We start from the raw sequence: 21771 nt of genomic DNA on the forward strand, positions 1-21771 counted from the left end.
AACATTATAATTTCTGAAAATAAGGCTTTATCAGGTAAATCCTAACATAATCACGCGTATATTTTATTCATTTTTTATAAAAAATGCAGAACAAGGTATAAACGCAACACTGTAATTTACAAATTTTAAACCTTGCGCCTATCTAAATATCAAACCATTAACACAACATAAAAGGAATATTCCTACACGCGTAGGACAAATCTCTCATTTATTATGATTTATTCTTAATGCTTTGGGACATATAACCGGGATATTGTTCATCAGAACTGCGAGGGGGGATATGCGAATAGCTATCTAAAAATAAATTTCATACCAGGTCAAATATGGAGAACAAGAGTACAAACCTGCTGAATTTAGAGAGAAACTCCCTGCAGCTCTGGAGCAGCAGTGCCACAGGGAGGCAGCGATTAATCAGGCTTTACTGGGCAATGCCCCTACTGCATGCGAGCTTTTCACAGTCAGTGTAACGACGGCAGAACACAACAGTGCGGCAATCATAAAGATAAAGGCGCTGTTATAGCTTCCACCGCTACTTTGGATCAACCAGCCGATGATGGGCGCTGATACAACCCCTGCCATCTGGCCGCCAAAGTTAACAATACCGGATGCCCGCCCCATGATGTTGCTGGGAATGGTATCCATCAGAATACCCCAGAACGTTGCCATAGCGAAAAACATGAACAAGGCTGAAATACACTGATAAACCACCGCCATATCTGCACTGCTCACGCTGAAGGTCAGATACAGGAAACCCGCGGCAATAACAGAGGTTACGACATACAGCGTTTTACGCTGGGGTTTGAATTTGTCTGAGCAATAACCACCTAATAATGTTCCGCCAGCCCCGAACAGGAAGGGAATGGCCGCCATGACACCGGTCTTTGCCAGAGAAAACTCTCGTACGGTAATCAGGTAGCTTGGCAGCCAGGTTGAAAAACCCCAGAAGGTGATATCAAACAAAAACCAGATACTGGCCATTTGCCAGAGCACCGGCATTTTGAGTACGTCTTTAAACGCGATAGCACTGGTGTTTTGCAGGCTCCCCTGGTCGTCAGCAGCCAGCTCCGCCAGGTCTTGTTGCGTAATGGCAGGGTGATCTTTCGGGTTGTCACGCGTAAATAAGTAGATACCTGCGGCGATAAACAGACCGGGAATACCCAGCACGATAAAAACCATGTGCCAGCCAAATGCCCCAATGATGCTTGCCGCCACGACTACCGCCAGCGCTGGGCCTAAGGTGTTTACCGTTGACTGAATCGCCGTGGCGCGGCCACGTTCTTTCGATGGGAAATAAGTTGATATCATCTTCCATGAGGCCGACGGGAAACATCCCTCACCGATACCAAAGAAGAAACGTACTGCTAACATCAGCGGCAGCGTCAGCACAGCGCCGGTTAAGCTGGTGAACACAGACCACCATGCAATACCAATGGCCATGATTTTTCGCGAGCCAAACTTATCCGCCAGTAATCCACCGGGAATTTGAAACGCGGCATAACCAATAAAAAAGGCGCTAATAATTAAACCTTGTTGAGTCGTATCAAGATTTAAATCTTTGCCAATATAAGGGAGTGAAACGCTCATCACCATTCTGTCGAGAAAAGAGAGCAGCCACGCCAGCCAGATCAGTGTCAGGACGGTATATCTTGCTTTCCAGGTCTTGGGTTTACCTGAAGGTAAAGACGTTTGTAGGTTCATTGTGATGTCCTTAGGGTGTAGTGATCTACCGCGGCCATAAATAGTCGCGATAGATCCATGCGTGTTTAGCGTTATTTATTAATATTGTTTTCTAATAACCGTACCGCTACAGGCATAACTTTCCGTGCCATTGATTAAGGCAATGCGCCCATTAACCATGACAATTTCAATCCCTTCCGGGTACTGATTGGGTTCAACAAAAGTGCCTTTATCCGCAATTGTGTTCGGATCGAACATCACGATATCCGCTGCATAACCGACTTTCAGCAGTCCGCGATCCTGCAAACCCAATACTTCAGCAGGTTTCCCCGTCATCTTGCGGATTGCCGCTTCCCAGCTCAGACATCCCTCTTCACGAACATATTTACCGAGCACGCGAGGGAATGCGCCAAACACGCGCGGGTGCGGTTTGCCAGCCCCCATCAAGCCATCGGTACAGACGTTTTGTTCAGGTCGACAGAGAAACTTAATCACGTGCTCTTCGGTACCGTAGAAGTCGACCATCCCCACGGCGTTTTCCTCTTCAAAGAGCAGATCGAAGGTGGCGTTGTACGGATCTTTTCCACGCAGCTCGCCCAACTGGACGAGGTTCAAACCGACAGCATCCTGATTTTTTGCCGTTTTGACGCTGGTGACAAAAATCTGGTCCAAACCGGCAAAATCGATAAAGTTATCCCAGCCAGGAATGCCCTGCTGAATATCGTCAATCATTTTGGCGCGCAGTTCGGGCGAGGCGAGACGCTCAAGTAATTTGTCCGTACCACCGGAGTGAACCCAGGGCGGCAGGATCACGCCGAGCATCGTGCTGCCCGCCACATACGGATACTGGTCGAAAGAGATACGAATCCCCTTTTCCTGCGCCTGTTCCAGCATGCCCAGCATTTGGTCGATCAGCCCCCAGTTTTTCTTGCCGCAAACCTTCATATGCGAAATATGCAGCCAGACGCCGGTGGCTGTGGCGATATCAATCAGTTCCTGGGTTGAGTTGATAATATCGTCAGCTTCACTGCGCTGATGCACCACAAAAATCCCGTCATATTTCGCCGTGACCTTACACAGTTCAATCATTTCGGCAGTATCACCAAAGGCGCAAGGCATATAGATAAGACCAGTGGAAAGTCCAAATGCCCCGGCTTTTAACTCCCGCTCAAGGACCTCACACATCTTCGCCACATCTTCACGGGTCGAAGGACGCCCATCCAGGCCCATCGCTTCCATGCGCACGTTGCCATGAGGAACTAAATACGCGAGGTTTGTCGCCGGATGACGCGATGCCAGCAGATTGAGATAACCGTCTGTATTTTTATATTTCCAGTCAATTTTGTCGGTGTCACCGTCCAGTCCGGCGATATTTTTACGCCAGGCTGGAATATATTCTTCCGGTAGCGGCGCTAAGGCGACGCCATCCTGGCCCAACAGTTCGGTGGTGATACCCTGACGAATTTTTGCCGACAGAGCGGGGTTAATAATGGCTGACAGGTCAGAGTGCGTATGGGTATCAATAAAGCCAGGGCAAACTATTTTTCCTGTTGCATCAATAACCTGCTCATTGACACCAACCTCAATTTGGCCGATTGCGACAATACGTCCTTCATCAACCATCACATCGGCAATTCTGCCTTCACTGCCCGTCCCATCAATTACATTTCCGTTTTTGAAAATGGTTTTCATCGTTATTCTCCATGGCGGTGCTGCTGAGCTACACCGCCTGTAAGGTAAGAGGTGGTTATCTTTATTTTTATTGGCGATAGAGTGTCTGGATAATGCTGTAATAGCCGCTGGCCGAGCCGGTTAATTGCTCGATCTCGATATACTCATCAATGGTGTGTGCCAGGTTTTCTCGTGAAGGACCGAAGCCGATGGTTTTGATTCCCGCTTCGCCCGCATAGTGGCTACCGTTGGTACAAAATGAGTACTGCGTAATGGTTGGATTAAAGCCAGCCTCACGAACGCCCGCCAACGCTGCCTGCACGAATTCGTCGGACTCGTCGTACACCCAGCCTGGGAAGAACCGCTCTCCCTCAATCGTGGCGCCGGTATAGCAAGACTCCTGACCCACCGCGTAGGACACTCGGGCCTTAAACTGCGGATCCTGAGCAATAAGTTCCGCAAGCGCATTTTCCAGCGGAGCAATCACGCTTTCTTTGGTTTCACCCACCAGCAAACGGCGATCGTAGGTTGCGCGACAGTAATCCGGTACCACCGAGGCCCCCGGGTACGGCGAAGATTTAATGTCGGTCAGTTCCAGAATGCCAGGCCCCAGAACCGGATGCGTTGGCGGCGTGATCGTGCGAATTTTGTCGATCAATTGCGCCATTTTGTACACCGCGTTAATCCCCGCCTGCGGGTTAGCGGAGTGCGCGGGTTTACCAAAGGTTTCGACCACAATTTCAGCGCGGCCACGTTGACCAATTTTCAGGTTTAACTCGGAAGCTTCACCGATGATCACATAGTCTGGCTTATAGCGCTCGCTGACCAGGCGAGCGGCAATACCTTCAAAACACTCTTCATGCACGATGCACGCAACGTAGATTTTCCCGGCAAAATTTCGCTGATTGTCCTGACCGAAAAAGCCCACGGCGGAGATCATCGCCGCCACGGCACCTTTCATGTCAGTTGTGCCGCGACCATAAATTTTGCCATCTTCAATATCGCCGCCGTATGGGTTGCGGGACCACTTCTCTTCGTTCACCGGCACGGTATCGATATGTCCATCGAGAACCAACGTTTTCCCTGGCTGGTTGCCGACAATACCGCCAACAATGTTGCCGTACTTATCAACGTGGATGTCATCGAATTGGTAATGCTGCATCATTGTTTTTATGGCATTAACCACTTCACCTTCCTGACCGGAATAACTTTTTTGTTGGATCAGCGCCTGACAGTTTTTAATGACTTCTTCAATGCGGTTTGCAGATAACATGGGTTTCTCCGTTATATCTCTTAATCAGGGAATTATTTGTTGATGCCCGGGTACTGTCCGCCCCAGACAATATCCAGATATTGTTGCGGGTCGGTATCCCCTTCGGTGCTGACTAACAGCACGCGAGAGTGCGCATCCAGCCCCAGTTGCTCACGCGTTTGCGCCAGTTCAGGTGAGGTCATCAACAGCGCCAGCAGACCGGTAGTAACCGCACCTGACTCACCCGAAATAATCTGTGGATCGCCTGCCAGCGGGTTGCCCAACATGCGCATGCCTAACGCTGCAACTTCATCCGGGCAGGAAGCAAATGCGTTGGCATAGTCGCGCAGCAGTTTCCAGCCGATACTGTTCGCCTCACCGCAGGCGAGACCGGCCATCACGGTTTGTAAATCACCGCCCACCGCAATGGCATCCCCCTCTTTCGAACGGGCTGAGCGGTAGAGGCAATCGGCAATTAACGCTTCGGCGACGATCACTTTCGGGCGATTCTCACCCCAGGCTGCCGTCACCATTCCCTGAACCATGCCGGCAAACGAGCCGACGCCTGCCTGCACAAAAATGTGAGTCGGCGCAACCTGATGCAGCTGATCTATCGCCTCCAGCATCAGCGTGCCGTAGCCCTGCATAATCCACTGCGGGATCTTTTCGTATCCTTCCCAGGCGGTATCCTGCACGACAATCCAGCCATACTTTTCGGCCTGCTCTGCGGTCATACGAACCGCATCGTCATAGTTCATATCGACGATCTCAGCGGTAGCGCCTTCGTTACGGATAGAGGTCAGACGTTGCTGCGAAGAGCCCTTTGGCATATAAACCACGGCGTTTTGCTTCAGTTGGCGCGCCATCCATGCCACGCCGCGACCGTGGTTGCCATCAGTGGTGGTAGCAAACGTGACGGTTTGCAGATCGTGGCGTACCTCTTCGCTGGTCATCACGTCAAACGGCAGTTCACTGATATCCTTACCAACTAATTCAGCGATATGGCACGCCATCGCATAGGAGCCACCCAGCGCTTTGAAGGCTTTCAGGCCAAAACGCTGAGATTCATCTTTGAGGTAGATATTTTTTACGCCCAGTTTTTGTGCAAGCGCCGGTAGCGTATACAGCGGCGTCGGCGCGTAGCCCGGAATAGACCGATGAAAATTCAACGCTTTTACCAGTTCCTGGCGGCTAAACGGTGCCAGCGGCGCGTTCGGATGTTCGGTAAACGGTGTCTGGTTGATAAAAAATGATAAGTTTTCCTGCATCATAAAACCTCATTGTCCTGGTATTTCATTCCCTGTAATCGGTGCAATACAGAGATATTTCCGTTATCGGTATTGGCAATAGAGCAAAATACTTACCAGCTTTTTATTAATTGAGTAAATTCTTATAAATATTTTAATAAAGGCTTTAATTTCAATAAATTAAATGAAATTTTAAATTGAAAACCGAAAATATCAATGCCTCAGTTTATCGCCTCGTTTTGATAAATTCTCATCATTGATAAATAGTGTGATCGCGGAAGATAAAATAAGAAAAACATTCAAAAACAGCGTGGTAGATTGATTTTTCGCAAATCATTTTTGCATTGTTTCGCCTATTTATCATTTTCCTTGAGAAATGTGACACACCGCCGGAGAAGTACCATGATTTCAGTACTCAGCAATATTCAGGATGATATATGCAATTACGCCGACGCTATTTCTGGCATAACGGGCACGGACGTTGAAATCATTGATGAATCTTTAATGCGCATCGCGGGTACCGGGAAATACCGGCATATGCTCAATGAGAACGTGGCCAAAAATGGCTACATTTATCATCACGTATTGCAGGTGCGAGAAACGGTACTGATCAAAAACCCCGGCGAGCATCCGCTGTGTCAGTTATGTGAAAAACACCACTACTGTTCTGAAATGCTGGATTTGAACGCACCTATTTTTCTCAATAATCGCGTGATTGGCGTGATCGGGATTATTTGCTCAACCCAGGCACAGCGTGACACGTTACTGAGCCAGATTGATAAATTTGTCACCTTTATTGAGCAAATCGCCGTAATGATCTCCAGTAAGGTCTTTGAATGCCTGGAACGCTTACGCGCACAGGAAACGCTTGGCGCATTTCGGCGTCTGATCGATGCCATGGACCGCGGCGTGGTGGCGATTGATGGCAAGGGTCTTATCTGGCATGCCAATCATTCAGCCGATCGCATCCTCAACCGCGAGGTTCAGGGATTACCTCTGACCATTGAAACAACCGGGGACAGCCTGTATGGCGATGAAGAAGCGTGGCTGACGCTTGAAGGTCAGAAACATCATGTACTGTGCAAACAAATTTCGCTCTCCTCGCAGGATAACGATCGCTTAACCATGGTTATCTTTCGTGATGCACACGACTACCTGAGTAACCTTACTCCATCCCCTTATGAGTCCGACATACAGGTACGACTAATTGGTCACTCTCCCTCAATGGAACAGCTCAGAAGTACCATAGGTAAAATCGCCAACAGTTACGCCAGCGTGCTCATCACCGGGGAAAGTGGCTCGGGGAAAGAGGTCGTGGCATTTGCCATTCACCAGAGCAGTCCACGTAAAGCCGCGCCTTTCGTAACAATCAACTGCGCAGCTATCCCAGAACAACTGCTGGAAAGCGAACTGTTTGGTTATGTTCGCGGCGCATTCAGCGGGGCCGATCCCAAAGGGCGAATGGGGAAATTTGAACTGGCCAACGGCGGCAGCCTGTTTCTGGATGAGATTGGCGATATGCCACTGCACCTGCAGGCCAAGCTGCTCAGGGTATTGCAGGAAAAGGCGATCACCCGCGTTGGCTCTAATAACACCATCAATATTGATGTGCGCATTATTGCTGCAACTAACAAAAACATTAACGCGATGGTGGAAAATAATCAGTTTCGTGAAGATCTTTTCTATCGCCTGAACGTGGTCCCTCTGGTACTTCCTTCCCTGCGTGAACGCCGAGCTGATATTGCGGTCCTCGCACAGTATTTTGCCGATGAGTTTTCGGTCAGTTACCAGCGACCACCGCAAAAACTGCCTGATGACGTTATTAATCGCCTTTATGCCTGGCACTGGCCGGGTAACATTCGTGAATTACGCAACGTGATCGAATACATTTTTGTGATGCGCGGAGAAGCCGCTGGGATCAACGCCAGCCATCTTCCCCCTTACCTGCTTACCGCCGCTGACGGTAGAAAAACGACGATGACCGCGCAACCCCGACAGCTTGCCAGCAAAGGAAAACAGGCGGAAAGGGAGGCTATCGAAAACGTCATCCAGCGATTCGGCTCAAGCGTTGAGGGAAAAAAGCAAGCCGCGACAGAACTGGGGATCAGCATTGCCACGCTCTATAGAAAAATAAAACTGTACGGTTTGTGAGCCTCCCTCTCTTAACGAAAAGGCTCACGTAAAACCTGCTGTGTAACCGAGTGAGTTACAGGGTCGATTGATTTCGATGCTGCTCGAAATAGCGTCGAGCCTTATCGTCAGCTTCTTTCAGAGCTGTCGGAGTCAGGTTCTTCTGCGCGATATCCAGTCCATTTTGCGCATCAGAATTCCCATTAGCGAAGGCCACCGCACTCCAGATATACGCCTGAGCATAATCCTGAGTTACTCCTTTGCCTTCAAGGTACATGGTTCCCAGCATCCCCTGAGCTTTGGCATCCCCTCGTTCAGCCGCTTTACTCAATGACTTAACGGTGTTGTAGCCATCTAATAGCAACGCCTTACTTTCAAGAAAACGCTTTGCGTCAGGATTGCCCTTCTCAACCGCACGATGGAGCCACTCAATGGCATGATAGTTTCCGCGCTCGGCAGCAATGCTTAACCACTCGACGGCCTGCTTGTTGCCTTTTCCGACTTCGTTGTCAAACCACTCAATGACCTTACCGTCGTACCAGCGCGCCCCCTCACCATCGAAGTAGACTAAGATTCCACTCTTTTGCTTGTCCCTGTGAAGATCCCGCCCCCCACAATATTCCGATGAAAGTGAAGACGAGGAGAGACCGAATGTTCATAAAACGTAACCCTTGTTAAAAAAGGCACATAATGGAGATTCCCCAATGGCAATAAAAATTATTTAACTACGATTGTGATCCACGTCGGAACTATCAGGTATTAACTGGATAATGTGCAAAATATAATTCTTTGACCATTCAGGTGATCCTTACTGAATAACGCATAAAAAAAAGCCATGTTAATGACATGGCCTTTCCTCAACACATGGTGTTGAAACTTAATCAAACACACCATTAATAACAGCGGTGACAATCGCCGTGCTCAGTGCAATCAGCACCAGATTATCGCCAATGACCTGCCATTCATAGCCAGGGTAATACGGAAGTTGATTCAACATTGATGGTGGAACGCTCTTCCTGGCGATCCCCGGAGGAAGCGGTTTTCCTCGCGCCAGATTTTTGGCAATACCTGGCGGCAGTGACTTATAGCCCGTTAGACCGTATCTTACGGCATACTGCCTGGCCACGTTATAGCTGATATCACTATCAACATGGTCCGGCTTACCATAATTTTTACGCTGTTCTGATTGTGCGTTATTTTTTTGGCCCGCGTTTCCTTTCTGGCTATGACCACTATTCCCCTTGTTCCCGCTATTACCATGGTTGCCACTATTACCATTTCCGTTGCCATTACCGGGGTTAGCCAATACAGGAGTGGTACACATCGTCATCGCAGCAACGGCAACTACCGCTGCGACTAAAGTACGAAGCTTGGGCATGATGATTCCTTAACCTGTGGATACAAATAAAAATGTACGGTATTCGATGAATACTGGCTATCGCTACAACTCCGATTTATGGGCAAATAAAGGATGTTGTTTTGCCATGAGCTCCCCAGTTTGAGCGTTTTTGAGATTACAGCTCGCCATTCCCGCTATCTCAGATCGACAAGCGACAGGCACAGGATCTGAGTTTTCGGGAATAACTTCGCGAAAATGGAGAGAAAACGACGTTTTTTTTCGGTTAAGCTATGTTCATGCTTTGGCGTTACCCCATGGCCGGAATCACTATCCAGGAACCCAACCATAATGGCAAAAAGTACCCCGCAGCTGCCGCTCGACCCACATATGTGTCGCAGCTATGAGAAAAAGTCGCGAAGTCCGCTAGCGCTCTATTCAGAGTATCAGCGTATGGATGTCGAACTGCGGGCGCCACTGGCCATGACCTACAGCCACTGGCATGGTCAGGTTGAGGTGAATGTGCCGTTTGATGGTGATGTGGAGTATCTTTTTAATGACGAAGTGGTGAAGAGCAAACAGGGCTTTATCACCTTGTTCTGGGCCTGTACTCCCCATCAACTCACGGATGCCGGGCACTGTAAACAGATGGCCATCTTCAACTTACCGATGCATCTGTTTTTGTCCTGGCCGCTGGACAGGGATCTGATTAATCACGTGACCCATGGGATGGTGATTACTTCGTTGGCTTCACAGCAGCTGAGCGCGTTTGAAGTGCAGCGTTGGCAGAATGAACTCAATAGCGATAACGAACAAATTCGCCAGTTAGCCATTGATGAAATCGCGCTAATGCTCAAGCGCTTTAGCCTCGCTGGCTGGCGGCCGGTACTGGGTAACAAAACGTCGCGCACCCAGAAAAACAGTATTTCACGGCATTCACAGTTTTACGTCAGCCAGATGCTGGAGTTTATTGCCGCCAACTGCAACAAACAGCTTACGGTTGATGCTATTGCCGAACACGTTAAGCTCAATCCAAATTATGCGATGGGTATTTTTCATCGGGTGATGCAACTGACGATGAAACAGTATATTACCGCGATGCGCATCAACCATGTGCGGGCTTTACTCAGCGATACGGATAAAACAATTCTGGATATCGCTACAATTGCAGGTTTTCGCTCCAGCAGTCGATTTTACAGCTCATTCCATAAATACGTCGGCATGCCGCCGCAGCAGTATCGCAAACTGAGTCAACAACGCCGACATCATTCACCTTATGCCGAGGGGTAATTTATTCGCCAAACGTTCTCTTACCTTACTTCTAAAATATAAGCACCAAAATAGCAGGTCAAAAAATATAATCTGCAGCAGTTAATAAAATAGGGTTCAGCCATGAGCCCTGGCAACTATGTCACTCAGATATGAGTGACCTGTAGCAGGTATTTATTTGACGTGTTCAACCATTAACGATTGGGATGGAATTATGGAATTAAATAACTGCACCGCCAACAACAGAAAGCCATTGTCTTTCTTTTGGTCAGTTTTACCCATGGTAGTCATGCTGGGCGGGATTAGTATCGGATATTTTATCTTCAATATTCGTGCTGAGCCCATGATCCTGATGGGAACGGCAACCGCCTCGTTTATCGCCATCGCTCACGGCTATACGTGGGATGACATTCTACAATCTATTTGCAATAAAATATCTGAAGCGCTGCCGGTCATATTAATCGTCGCCAGTATCGGTTTCTTAATTGGCGCATGGATGGTGTCAGGCACTATTCCAATGATGATTTATTATGGTCTGAAGTGGATTAACCCGCAGTATTTCTATATCTCGGCATTTATGCTGGGAGCCTTAATCTCAGTATGCACCGGTACCTCCTGGGGTTCTATCGGGACCGTTGGTATTGCCATGATTGGCGTCGCAATTGGTCTGAATGTCTCACTGCCCGTTGCCGCTGGTGCCATTGTTTCAGGCTGCTGGTTTGGTGATAAGCTCTCACCGGTTTCTGATTCAACCAACATGGCCGCACTGGCTGCCGGGGTAAACCTGTACTCGCATATCGGCCACCTGCTGTGGACTACCGGCCCAGGTTTTATTATTTGCTGCGTCGTTTACAGCTATATGGGCATGGGCATTGATGCCTCGTCCAGCGCACCTGAAAATATCACCAACTTGATGAATTCTATTGGTCAGATTTATCACTTTAATATTCTGCTGCTGCTCCCGCCGATCATCGTTTTATATGGCTCACTGTCAAAAAGACCGCCCATTCCGATGCTCTTTTTATCTACGATTGTTTCAATGATATTGGCGTTAGTCTTTCAGCAATTTACCGCATCCTCTGTCGGTGAATCCGTGGTTAGTGGCTTTAAGCTCGCAATGCTTACCGGAGATAATCTGCCGACACTGTCTTCCGATGTTTCCCGCTTACTGGAGCGAGGCGGCGCTATTTCAATGTTTAGCAGCTTCGTTACCGTCTTCAGCGCCTTCAGCTTTGCCGGAGCAATGAGTGCGACAGGCTCTCTGCACACCGTAATAAACGCACTGACAAAAGGCGTTAAATCCACATTCCGCCTGGTGGCTACCACGATTGTGACGACATTTACCATCTGTGCCTGCACGGCAAATGGGACCTTGCCGCTACTGCTGTGCGGTGATGCCTTTAAAGAGGAGTACAAAAAACGAGGGCTTGCGGCAAAAAACCTCTCGCGAACCACTGAAGATGCCGGAACCGTTGTCGAACCGATTATCCCCTGGTCCGCTTCAGGCGTTTATTGCGCCACTATGCTGGGTGTTGCCACACTTGATTATTTGCCCTGGGCAATCCTCTGTTACAGCGGCGTCATCTTTGCCCTACTGTGGGCGGCAACCGGTATTGGCATTGCTAAATATGAGCCTAATGAAACCACTGAGAATATGGTTGAGCAAAAATCATAAACTATTAATTAGCTAAATATTAGCTATCACCAGGGTAAATTTAATATATCCATTAGATATACATAAATATTCTTCGCTTTTAGCGTGGCTTACACTATTTTCAGAGACTTTCCAGGAGTCAGCAATGTCTTTGTTTGATGATATTGTCACAAGGGATGTTAATTGTCGTAAATACGGGCAATTACAACAGATGTACGGTACCATCGATGTAGTACCGCTGTGGATTGCAGATATGGATTTTGCGACACCAGAGCCAATCATGAGCACGCTGCGTTCGGTGGTATCGCAGCCGGTGCAAGGCTATAACCTGGATTATCCACAATGGAAAGAATCTGTTATCCATTGGTATGCACAACAGTATGATGCCGATATCAAGGCAGACTGGTTACATTTTATTCCCGGTGTCATAAAAACTATCGTACTCTCTTTAATAGCGTTTACCCGTCCGGGCGATAATATTTTAACCTGTACGCCAATCTATGATCCCTATCCTAATCTGGTAAACACCAGCGGCAGGAATTTGATTCAGACGCGCCTCATTGAGAAGAACGGGCACTATGAATTTGACTGGCATGATTTCAGCGAGAAACTCAAGCAGTGCAAAATGTTTTTGTTCCCTTCACCACATAATCCAGGTGGAATGGTTTGGTCGCGGGAAACGCTGGGAAAAATAAGCCACTATTGCCAGCAGGCTGGCGTCATCATTCTGTCTGATGAAGTGCATAGTGATTTAACCCTGCCAGGGAAGCATCATTTGCCGTTTTTTACTCTTGATGAAGCGTCAGATAGTCGGGCAATCGTGCTTACTTCCATCAGCAAGACCTTCAATACGGCGGCGATCCAGGGTGGAATCGCCATTATTAAGAATGATGAATTACGCCATCAGTTCTACCACTTTCTGGATAACTGCTACCTTGCCGAGACGCATTCATTGCAGCAGGCGGCTATTTATAGCGCTTTTACCCATTGCGCCGACTGGCACCAAAAATTATTAGCCTATCTGGCCGACAATGTAGCGTTTGTAAAAAGTGAAATCGAAAGGCACTGTCCCTTGATTTCCATTGTGTATGGCGGCGCATCGTATCTTTTATTTCTGAACGCGGAAAAAATGGAGCTAAGCGATGATCAGCTAAGCGCTTTTTTTGTGCATGACGCCAGGCTTGGCCTTTCGCCTGGCGCGCAATATGGTCCCGGTGGAGAGGGGCACATGAGGCTCAACGTTGGCTGCTCACGTTCCATCCTGGTAGACGCGATGAACAGGCTAAAAGCGGCATACCAGAAATGGCAGAACGCATAGCGTACATCACACGATTTGCCCTGCCACGGTGGGGCAAAATTATCCAAAGATGTTGCTGAACTGCTATAAAGTCTTTCCCTTCTGTCGGCTGGTGTTAAACTGGAAAGTGTGATCTTCATCATAACCTGCTTAAACAGAGACAAGAGACACTGCTATGCAACATATCATCGAGGGCTTCCTCAACTTCCAAAAAGAGATATTCCCTCAACGCAAGGAACTCTTCCGCAGCCTGGCATCCAGCCAGAATCCTAAGGCACTTTTCATCTCCTGTTCCGATAGCCGCCTGGTACCTGAACTCGTTACTCAGCAAGATCCAGGACAGCTTTTCGTTATCCGCAACGCCGGTAATATCGTACCGTCATTTGGTCCGGAACCGGGTGGTGTATCCGCAACCATCGAATACGCGGTTGTCGCACTTGGCGTAACGGATATCGTCATCTGCGGTCACTCCAATTGTGGCGCGATGAAAGCCATTGCCGATAGCCAGCCCTTGGATCCGATGCCCGCTGTCGCTCACTGGCTGCACTATGCCGATGCCGCGAAAGCCGTGGTCGAGAAAAAAACCTGGGATAACCCAATCGACAAAGTTAACGCCATGGTAGAAGAGAACGTTATCGCACAGCTTAACAACATTAAAACGCATCCTTGTGTCGCGGTTGGGCTGCGCAATAATGCGCTTCGTTTGCACGGTTGGGTGTATGACATCGAAAGCGGTGAAATCCGTACCCTGGATAAAAACAGCAAAACCTACGTTTCCCTTGCAGAAAACCCACAAGTGCATTTCGAGTAATTCCTCCACTGGAGCAAGGATGCTCTGGACATCTCCTCCCCCTATTTCTGTTAGTAGACAAAAAACGGACTTGCGACTAGCTTTAAAGTGGCCACTGGTGTTCCCACATCGGTTTTCGCACATTTTATAAAATATTGCGACAGGTCTCATTTCCTGAGTCGCAAACAGCTGTTCATACATGGTGCAGGCGATAAAAGGAGCCGGTACGAATGCAAGCAAAAATAAAAAGAATAATGAATATGTTATTTTATCATGAGTCGTGGGATATCATGCTTATTAAGGATAATGGCACACACTTATTCCCTGATAACACCCTGGAGATATTAAGCAAATCCACTGCACAGCAGTTAAAAAAGAAATATACATTTCAGGCTGACCCTTTTCTGATTGAAAAAGACGATAAACTGTATGTTTTCTATGAAGCTCTTAGCTTTCGCAACTCAAAAGGCACGCTACGATGTCGCGTTCTTGACCGTGAACTGGTTGAACTTGATGATATTAAGCTTGAGGGCTTTGACGACTTAAAGTGTCATTTGTCATTCCCTTATCTGATTCATATCAACGATCAACTCTTCATGATCCCCGAGTCTTCAGAAAGAAAAGAGGTAATACTGTTTCAGTCAATAGAGTTCCCTGCACGCTGGAAGCAAGTTAAAGTTTTAATCTCTGATATCGAATTAACCGACAACGTATTTATATCAATTAATGAAGCCTGTTATCTTTTGTCCACCACGATGGATAATGAAATAATTATTCATTCGGCAGATCATATTTATGGACAATGGCAGCGGATTACCCCCTCATTGAAGGTGAGCAATCCTCATCATCGAGGCGCAGGAGCCTCCTATCAGGTCGAAAATAAAATGTACTTCCTTACTCAGGAGTGCACACCTGAAACTTATGGAAAATCAATCTATATCAAAGAATTAGTGACACTGAACGACGCTAATTTTGATGAGAACCTAATCGAACAAATCAATTCGTCGATCAACCACAGTGACGGCGTCCACACGCTGAACTTCTCAAATAACTATATTGTTTATGATACAAAAATAAACCAATTCAGCTTTTTATCTATACTTAAAAAAATATCTTATAAATGCATGGTGAGGTATCGCAACTATAACCTTACCAAACGTCACCAATAACGCGTTCTCTATGGTACTGGCGTGACTCAATCCCCGTTTATCTGGAGTCTGTATGGCAATTCTGGTCACTGGTGGTGCAGGTTATATTGGTTCACATACTGTTTTAACGCTACTGGAAAGAGGCGATGATGTCGTTGTTATCGATAATCTGGCGAACGCCAGCCAAACCTCGCTGGACAGGGTCGCGGAACTCACTGGTAGAGAACCTATTGTCTATATCGCCGATGTTCTCGACAGGTCGGCATTGAAAAACATTTTCGCCAACCATAACATCACCGATGTCATTCATTTTGCCGGGCTTAAATCGGTTTCAGAGTCGATAAAAGAGCCCCTCGCCTACTATGAAAACAACGTCACCGGAACGCTGGTTTTACTGGATGAGATGCTGGCCGCAGGCGTTAATCGTTTCATTTTTAGCTCATCCGCCACGGTATATGGTAATCCGGAAAGCGTACCGCTTAGCGAGCAATCGCGTACGGGCGGCACCACCAATCCGTACGGCACGTCTAAGTTGATGGTCGAACAAATTCTGGCTGACTTCTCTCGTGCACAACCCGATTTCCGCATTACCTGCCTGCGCTATTTCAACCCGGTCGGCGCCCATCCATCGGGTCGGATTGGTGAGGATCCTAACGGTATCCCCAATAATCTGGTTCCGTACATCTCCCAGGTCGCGATTGGTAAGCTGGAAACCGTGTCGGTGTACGGTAATGATTATCCCACTCCCGACGGTACCGGCGTGCGTGATTATATTCACGTCATGGATCTGGCGACCGGTCATTTAGCCGCGCTGGATTGCCTGAACAAAGGCGCGGCTTACAAGGTGATTAATCTCGGTACCGGTGTCGGTTATTCCGTGATTAAGTTGATTGAAGCATTTGAAAAAGCAGCGCAGACTAAAATTAATTATAAGGTTGTCGCCAGAAGACCTGGAGACATTGCCGAATGTTGGTCTGACCCATCGCTGGCATATAAGGAGTTAGGTTGGAAGGCCATCTACAGCCTTGATGAAATGATGCGTGACACCTGGAACTGGCAAAAAAACAACCCGAATGGGTATCAAATTTAATGTTCACAGCAGCGAGCCTGACCGTCAGGCTCGCTGCTGTGTCTGACTATTGTACTGTTATTGTTGATACCCGGTACCAGCCGCTGTTCTGCTTCCCTTCATTGGCAAAGTTAATTCTCGCCGCCCCCGACTTATCCAACATCGCAACCTCAATCGCGTACTGCCCTTTTGCCAGTCGGCCTGGCATAGATAACGCATAACTGACCTGATACTTACCGGGGAGCCAGCGGCGAATATCCTCCGCGGAATTCCCCTGTGCCACCACCTTATTAGCATTGTCCACAACACGGAATGCCAGCATATAAGGCAGATAAATCGGAGCGATACCCTCATTGTACCAGGTACTGTTCAATGTCAGCGTTTGTCCGCTGTCCCACACGGACTCATGGCTCAGGGACGCCAGGCGAAATCGATAGCCCAATTTGGTCAGCGCATCGTCGACAATAGGTCGATAGTCGCTCGGTATCGCTCTCGATTTCAGGTTAATGGTACTGGCGTGCTGTTTGACCGCCCAGTCAAAAATCCCCTGCACTTCAGCACGTGTATAGTGAAAGGTATTCTTCCAGTCCTGCATATACGAGCAGATCTCCAGGCTCACCGGCGCACGTTTCCATGCGTCGTTGAACCCTGAATAACTCTGCTGCGCAGCCAGCAATCGCTGCGGGTAATCATCAGTCATATGGTTCCAGGAGTCCGAAAATACGCGCAGGTCCCCCCAACAGTCCGCACGCCATCCTGCCCCACGCTCCACCGCATTCGCCAGACTTTGTCCGCCGCTTATCAGCATGGTTTTTGGCGTCACCGGAAAAGCAGAAAAGTGCATCGCGACGTAGCGATCCAGTTGCGCCGTGGTGTATCGCTCCAGTAATGGCTTCAGGTTCGGGAAGTTGCTGTTATGCCATTCTCCCCATGATCCCACCATGCCAATATCAACAAACGCGAGATTCTCATTACCATCGTAGCGCTTACCAAATGCGTTCAACAGACGCTGGCTGTATTGAATAAACAGAGGATCGTCTAAATCCGGGGCAAATGTCTTTTTATCCGGCGTCCAGGTACCTTTCACGCCTTTTTTAATCAGCCAGTCAGGAATTTGCGAGCCGCTTTCCGGCTCTGCCAGTACCATAAATCGTAGCCCGACATTCATCGCTGGACGATGTGCCGCCGCGTATTTGAAGGCATCATCCACCAACGCAAAATTGTACTGGCCTTCGACTGGCTCCAGGTCCCGCCAGTAAAAACGCTCGTATTCAAATCCGGTATTGGGATAGTCCGCCAGCCCCAGCGTTTCACCGTATCCCTGATGAAAACTTGCCACGCCAATCCCCGGATTGGTTAGCGGGCCCGTCAATGCTTTGGGGGTAACGGTCGTCAATGCGGCCATGACCGTCAGCGGGAAAAACATGCTCAACAACGCACAAACCCATTTACGTTTCATCGCAATGACATCCTCCACCAATTTGTAAACGCTAGCGGTCTTTAAGGCTTAACCACCAGTCCCAGATACCTACGTGAAAATTTTGGAACACATCAATACCTAACGCGGATTTGATCATATACAGCGTCAGCAATATGCAGCAGGTGACGAATAGCACGGCAATCAACAGCAAAAATGTGAGCAGCATTCTCGACAGGGTTGATTCCTGGCGATGCTGACGGCGTAAATCTCTGCCAAACAAAAAAACCAGATAATAACGCTTACTGAAAAAGGGAAAGCTTCTGCGAATATCGATCTGATGCCGCGAAGCCAGCGTCGAGGCCAGGATCGCATTTTCCACCCCTTCTTTTTGTTCAGGGGTCAACCCCTGCGCAATCGTCTCATCAAGATGAGTATAAAATCGTTCGATTACGGGGGGACGATTTTGAGGACTGGTCAAAATTAACCTATATCTTTATCAATTGAGTGATAGACGTTAACCGTCTTTTTGGCGATTTCATGCCAATTGTAGTTTTGCAAATATACACGATAGTCCACGCTATTTGCTGTTACCCCTTGGCCTAATTTTTCGGCCAGACCGGTTACATCTCCCACCTTAAAATAGGTCTCGGCAGGCAGTTGAACTTCAAGGTTAGCAGGAATATCACTGACGACGGCCGGAAGAGAAAATGACATTGCCTCCAGCAGAGCAATGGGCAATCCTTCATGGTATGAAGGCATCACAAATAGCCTGGCCTGCGAAAACACCGCCTGCAGCTCATCACCACGTAAGAAACCGGTCATCACTACGCCTGGCGTGTCGGCGGCAAGCTTTTTGAGGCGAATGCTGTATTCGGTTGGATGATCCGCATCACCAATTAACACTAACGGCATGGTCAAACCGCTGTGTTGATAGGCGGCAATGGCATCATGCATCCCTTTTTCTTCCACAAACCGTCCAACCACAACGAGATAATTTTTCGGCTGCAGCCCAAAGCGGGAGAGCGTATTGTCGATGGTGAGCTCTGATAACAACCGCGGCTCGTTTACGCCATTGTGAATTAAATGCGCATCATAGCGACCATGTTTTTTCTGGATCAGTTGATTAATAACTTCAGAAATCACAATCACCTCGTTGGCATATCTCACCGCCCAACGTTCGCCCAGCAGCAATATTTTTTTTGCAACGAAACCCCATTTCTGACGATCGTAATCAGGTCCGTGGTGGGTGAAAACCACCTTCTTACCCATCACGCGTAAGAGTGGGATCACAAGGCCAGGGCCGATAGCATGGACATGCACAATATCCGAATGGTCGATACGTGTCCTAAACGCCGCTAAAACGGAATGGACAATAGCTTCCAGCGAGCGCTTTTTGGGGGCCCACAGCGCGTAGGTTTCGACTTTTTTATAGACCGAACGTTTGTAATTTACATATGGCGAGCGAGCAATCACGCAAATATCCACATCGAACTGCTGTTTAATGGCAGGATAAAGATTCTGACAGTGTGTCTCCACACCGCCCAATACATCGGGAATACCACGCGTTCCAAAAACCGTTATTTTTTTACTCATTCTATGGCCTGCTCAGCAGTTCTTTATACAACGCCTGTAAGGTATCCATATGTTTACTCAGCGCATATTTTTCACTCAACCGCGCACGGCCATGTAAGCCCATATTCCGCGCCTTCTCTTGCGAGCCTGCCAGGACGTCCATCGCATTTGCCAACTCCTGCGCATTGCCTGGTTCGAATAAAATCCCTTCGATACCGTCACGAATTTGTTCCGGGATGCCGCCAATGCGCGACCCAATAACCGGCTTGCCTAAGGACATCGCTTCCAATATCGCCATAGAACAGTTTTCATAGCATTCAGAAGGAAGGATCACCGCTCGCGCATGCTTAATAAGCTTGTCGAGGGCTTCTCCTTGTTGCACATAACCTAAAAATTCAACATCAGGGTATTTGGCGGCTAATTCATCATGCAACGGACCGTGCCCCACAACTTTCAGCGGCGCACTGTTCTGCATTTTTTTATGCGCTGCCAACAACGTTGCCACGCCCTTTTCACGGCTCAGACGGCCAAAGTACAGCATATAGCCCTCATCGCTCACTTCGGCCTGGGGACGACTGTCATCAACGCCATTGACGATGACATCAATGCGCGAATTTGGCAGCGTACGCAGCAGGATACCTCGTAAAAAAACACTCGGTGAAATAATCACATCCAGCGCCTGATAGTTTTGTGCAATGTACTGCCAGGTTGCCTCCAGGGAGAGCAGAAAGCTTTTTGAGGCTGAACCTTCCTGGCAACGATACCTGAAGGCATTGAAAACCGTCCCGGTAATACAGGAATCGCACACTTTGCCGTCACGCAGCATGGAATACGAGGGGCACACAATCTTATAGTCATGCGCAGTCAGCACCGTTTTGCAGCCAAAATTACGCGCAACTTTAATCAACGCCGGTGTTAACTGATGGTAGATGTTGTGAAAGTGGACAATATCCGGACGCTCTTTTTCTAATAGCGCCAGCATTTTTTTGCAGGCCTGCGAATTATGAATAAAGTTAACCGCCGTTTTGATACCGCCCAGCAGATTGCTCTCTTTGTGGTAGTCCACATTGCTGACGAAATAATCCGCATAGTCCGAGGGGAAATTATTATCATGATGCATAGAGAAATCAATAACCTGCACTCCGGCCTGTTTCAGCATATCGCGCTCTTGAAAATAAACCGTTTCCGCGCCGCCTTTAATGAAAAAAAACTTGTTAACTAATAATACTTTCATGGCGCCTGCCCCGGTTATTCATGAATGATTTTACTGTTAGGTGGAGTCAACGGATCGCGTACGGGATAAAAAATACCTTTGATCAGCCCCGCTGAGCGTACGATTAAGTTAATAACGCTTTGCAGCCCATCTGTTAACGAGCGGTTTTGCACAATCTTCAACAAGGTAAATGCCAGTAATGGTAGAAGCGCAACGGCAAACACGTCGATATTAAAAGTGAGCAGCGCCACAAATAAGAGAATAAGGTAGAGCGCAAATACCGCCTCATTCTTCACGATGTTGAATGACTGGGAAAACCAGGGTTTCCCCCAACTACAACGCAAAAGCTCACCCGGAGCCTGGTAATAACCGCTGGTCCAGCGTCGCGCCAGCATCTTAAACGTCGGTAGCGTATGTGACGTATGGCTGAAGTAAGGAATATCCAGACGCCGCAGTTTATAGCCCGCTTCGATTAAACGCAGACCCAGCTCAGCCTCTTCATACGCGTGCAAATTACGGTTAGTCAGATAACCAATTTTCTCAATCGCAGAGCGACGATATAATCCACCACCGCCTAAATGGTCACTATCCCCGAGCGGATATATTTTATTAATGCGTTGCTTACGAGACTTAAATTCATAGTTAACGGCATCATCCATTTCAACGGTTCCCGCAACGCCTGCATATTCTGGTTCAGCCTGCAAAAAGGCGACGGCCTGATCCACAAATCCTTCTTCCAGCTCCATGTCGCCGTCCATCAACAACAGATATTCCCCTTCACTATACAGATAACCTAACTGGTGCCCGACGCCACAACAGCGATCGCCAGGGTCAGTTAAGGACACTACGGTCACCCCTTTATCGATCGCAAGCTGTTGGGTGTTATCCGTTGAGAGACTATCTGCCACAATAATTTTATGTGGATAGTCAATAAGCTGCTTACGGATGCTGTCAATCGTCTTCTCAATACATTTAGATTCATTGAGTGTTTTAATGCTCACTGAAATAAACGGTTTTTGGTCCATA

18 protein-coding genes are annotated in these 21771 nt (G+C 48.1%); 7 read left to right on the plus strand and 11 right to left on the minus strand.

The window, feature by feature from the left end:
• Positions 1-411: 411 nt before the first annotated feature.
• The 4 genes from OGV74_RS05990 to dpaL form a co-directional block, all read right to left on the minus strand.
• The gene (locus OGV74_RS05990; protein WP_003839760.1) at positions 412-1698 is read right to left on the minus strand and encodes an MFS transporter; all 1287 of its coding nucleotides are present in this window, start codon (positions 1696-1698) and stop codon (positions 412-414) included.
• Positions 1699-1776: 78 nt separating this feature from the next.
• On the minus strand, positions 1777-3369 hold the full coding sequence (locus tag OGV74_RS05995; protein ID WP_286520517.1) for an N-acyl-D-amino-acid deacylase family protein: 1593 nt from the start codon (positions 3367-3369) through the stop codon (positions 1777-1779).
• 67 nt (positions 3370-3436) lie between these two features.
• Entirely contained in the window at positions 3437-4621 is a 1185-nt protein-coding gene (locus OGV74_RS06000; protein WP_003839756.1) for a YgeY family selenium metabolism-linked hydrolase, read from the minus strand.
• Between the two features lie 32 nt (positions 4622-4653).
• Positions 4654-5868 carry a diaminopropionate ammonia-lyase gene (gene dpaL, locus OGV74_RS06005; RefSeq protein ID WP_008321489.1) on the minus strand — a complete coding sequence of 405 codons (1215 nt, stop codon included), beginning with the start codon at positions 5866-5868 and terminating at the stop codon, positions 4654-4656.
• 381 nt (positions 5869-6249) lie between these two features.
• On the opposite strand from dpaL, the gene OGV74_RS06010 reads away from it, so the two are divergent.
• A complete protein-coding gene (locus OGV74_RS06010) occupies positions 6250-7998 on the plus strand; it encodes a sigma-54 interaction domain-containing protein (protein WP_008321488.1) in 1749 nt (582 codons plus the stop codon).
• Positions 7999-8053: 55 nt separating this feature from the next.
• Here OGV74_RS06010 and OGV74_RS06015 read toward each other — a convergent pair whose 3' ends face one another.
• Entirely contained in the window at positions 8054-8341 is a 288-nt protein-coding gene (locus OGV74_RS06015) for a tetratricopeptide repeat protein (protein WP_199880190.1), read from the minus strand.
• 513 nt (positions 8342-8854) lie between these two features.
• Positions 8855-9355, minus strand: a complete 501-nt coding sequence (locus tag OGV74_RS06020; RefSeq protein WP_086504452.1) for an anti-virulence regulator CigR family protein — start codon at positions 9353-9355, stop codon at positions 8855-8857.
• A 309-nt stretch (positions 9356-9664) separates the two neighbouring features.
• Here OGV74_RS06020 and melR point away from each other — a divergent pair, with 309 nt between their 5' ends.
• From melR to galE, 6 genes are all read left to right on the plus strand, one after another.
• Complete coding sequence (melR, locus tag OGV74_RS06025) at positions 9665-10603, plus strand: transcriptional regulator MelR (RefSeq protein WP_086504453.1); 939 nt, start codon at positions 9665-9667, stop codon at positions 10601-10603.
• A gap of 193 nt (positions 10604-10796) precedes the next feature.
• Positions 10797-12257: a Na+/H+ antiporter NhaC gene (nhaC, locus tag OGV74_RS06030; protein ID WP_086504454.1), complete on the plus strand. Its 1461-nt coding sequence runs from the start codon at positions 10797-10799 to the stop codon at positions 12255-12257.
• A gap of 124 nt (positions 12258-12381) precedes the next feature.
• Positions 12382-13554, plus strand: a complete 1173-nt coding sequence (locus OGV74_RS06035; RefSeq protein ID WP_286520527.1) for a MalY/PatB family protein — start codon at positions 12382-12384, stop codon at positions 13552-13554.
• A gap of 154 nt (positions 13555-13708) precedes the next feature.
• Complete coding sequence (locus tag OGV74_RS06040; RefSeq protein WP_003839748.1) at positions 13709-14344, plus strand: carbonic anhydrase; 636 nt, start codon at positions 13709-13711, stop codon at positions 14342-14344.
• Positions 14345-14553: 209 nt separating this feature from the next.
• A complete protein-coding gene (locus tag OGV74_RS06045) occupies positions 14554-15492 on the plus strand; it encodes a glucosamine inositolphosphorylceramide transferase family protein (RefSeq protein WP_003839746.1) in 939 nt (312 codons plus the stop codon).
• 52 nt (positions 15493-15544) lie between these two features.
• Positions 15545-16561: a UDP-glucose 4-epimerase GalE gene (galE, locus tag OGV74_RS06050; protein WP_286520530.1), complete on the plus strand. Its 1017-nt coding sequence runs from the start codon at positions 15545-15547 to the stop codon at positions 16559-16561.
• A gap of 46 nt (positions 16562-16607) precedes the next feature.
• Here galE and OGV74_RS06055 read toward each other — a convergent pair whose 3' ends face one another.
• From OGV74_RS06055 to OGV74_RS06075, 5 genes are read right to left on the minus strand one after another with little or no spacing between them, the layout of a single operon-like run.
• Positions 16608-17999 carry a DUF4832 domain-containing protein gene (locus OGV74_RS06055; RefSeq protein WP_086504457.1) on the minus strand — a complete coding sequence of 464 codons (1392 nt, stop codon included), beginning with the start codon at positions 17997-17999 and terminating at the stop codon, positions 16608-16610.
• Between the two features lie 31 nt (positions 18000-18030).
• On the minus strand, positions 18031-18438 hold the full coding sequence (locus tag OGV74_RS06060) for a hypothetical protein (RefSeq protein WP_016150846.1): 408 nt from the start codon (positions 18436-18438) through the stop codon (positions 18031-18033).
• A gap of 2 nt (positions 18439-18440) precedes the next feature.
• On the minus strand, positions 18441-19553 hold the full coding sequence (locus OGV74_RS06065) for a glycosyltransferase family 4 protein (protein ID WP_003037168.1): 1113 nt from the start codon (positions 19551-19553) through the stop codon (positions 18441-18443).
• A 1-nt stretch (position 19554) separates the two neighbouring features.
• On the minus strand, positions 19555-20766 hold the full coding sequence (locus tag OGV74_RS06070; protein WP_016150847.1) for a glycosyltransferase family 4 protein: 1212 nt from the start codon (positions 20764-20766) through the stop codon (positions 19555-19557).
• Between the two features lie 14 nt (positions 20767-20780).
• Positions 20781-21770, minus strand: coding sequence for a glycosyltransferase family 2 protein (locus tag OGV74_RS06075; protein ID WP_003037172.1), 990 nt, complete (start codon positions 21768-21770; stop codon positions 20781-20783).
• Position 21771 lies beyond the last annotated feature (1 nt).

Source organism: Citrobacter sp. Cf116, from assembly GCF_030336505.1.
Taxonomy (GTDB): Bacteria; Pseudomonadota; Gammaproteobacteria; order Enterobacterales; family Enterobacteriaceae; genus Citrobacter; species Citrobacter freundii.

Bases quoted from the DNA above. Each gene is read 5' to 3' on its own strand.
- OGV74_RS06070 (WP_016150847.1), bottom strand. From the start codon at position 20,766: ATGAAAGTATTATTAGTTAACAAGTTTTTTTTCATTAAAGGCGGCGCG.
- OGV74_RS06000 (WP_003839756.1), bottom strand. From the start codon at position 4,621: ATGTTATCTGCAAACCGCATTGAAGAAGTCATTAAAAACTGTCAGGCG.
- OGV74_RS05995 (WP_286520517.1), bottom strand. From the start codon at position 3,369: ATGAAAACCATTTTCAAAAACGGAAATGTAATTGATGGGACGGGCAGT.
- melR (WP_086504453.1), top strand. From the start codon at position 9,665: ATGGCAAAAAGTACCCCGCAGCTGCCGCTCGACCCACATATGTGTCGC.
- nhaC (WP_086504454.1), top strand. From the start codon at position 10,797: ATGGAATTAAATAACTGCACCGCCAACAACAGAAAGCCATTGTCTTTC.
- OGV74_RS06020 (WP_086504452.1), bottom strand. From the start codon at position 9,355: ATGCCCAAGCTTCGTACTTTAGTCGCAGCGGTAGTTGCCGTTGCTGCG.
- OGV74_RS06065 (WP_003037168.1), bottom strand. From the start codon at position 19,553: ATGAGTAAAAAAATAACGGTTTTTGGAACGCGTGGTATTCCCGATGTA.
- OGV74_RS06035 (WP_286520527.1), top strand. From the start codon at position 12,382: ATGTCTTTGTTTGATGATATTGTCACAAGGGATGTTAATTGTCGTAAA.
- OGV74_RS06055 (WP_086504457.1), bottom strand. From the start codon at position 17,999: ATGAAACGTAAATGGGTTTGTGCGTTGTTGAGCATGTTTTTCCCGCTG.
- OGV74_RS06045 (WP_003839746.1), top strand. From the start codon at position 14,554: ATGCAAGCAAAAATAAAAAGAATAATGAATATGTTATTTTATCATGAG.
- OGV74_RS06075 (WP_003037172.1), bottom strand. From the start codon at position 21,770: ATGGACCAAAAACCGTTTATTTCAGTGAGCATTAAAACACTCAATGAA.
- OGV74_RS06040 (WP_003839748.1), top strand. From the start codon at position 13,709: ATGCAACATATCATCGAGGGCTTCCTCAACTTCCAAAAAGAGATATTC.
- galE (WP_286520530.1), top strand. From the start codon at position 15,545: ATGGCAATTCTGGTCACTGGTGGTGCAGGTTATATTGGTTCACATACT.
- dpaL (WP_008321489.1), bottom strand. From the start codon at position 5,868: ATGCAGGAAAACTTATCATTTTTTATCAACCAGACACCGTTTACCGAA.
- OGV74_RS05990 (WP_003839760.1), bottom strand. From the start codon at position 1,698: ATGAACCTACAAACGTCTTTACCTTCAGGTAAACCCAAGACCTGGAAA.
- OGV74_RS06010 (WP_008321488.1), top strand. From the start codon at position 6,250: ATGATTTCAGTACTCAGCAATATTCAGGATGATATATGCAATTACGCC.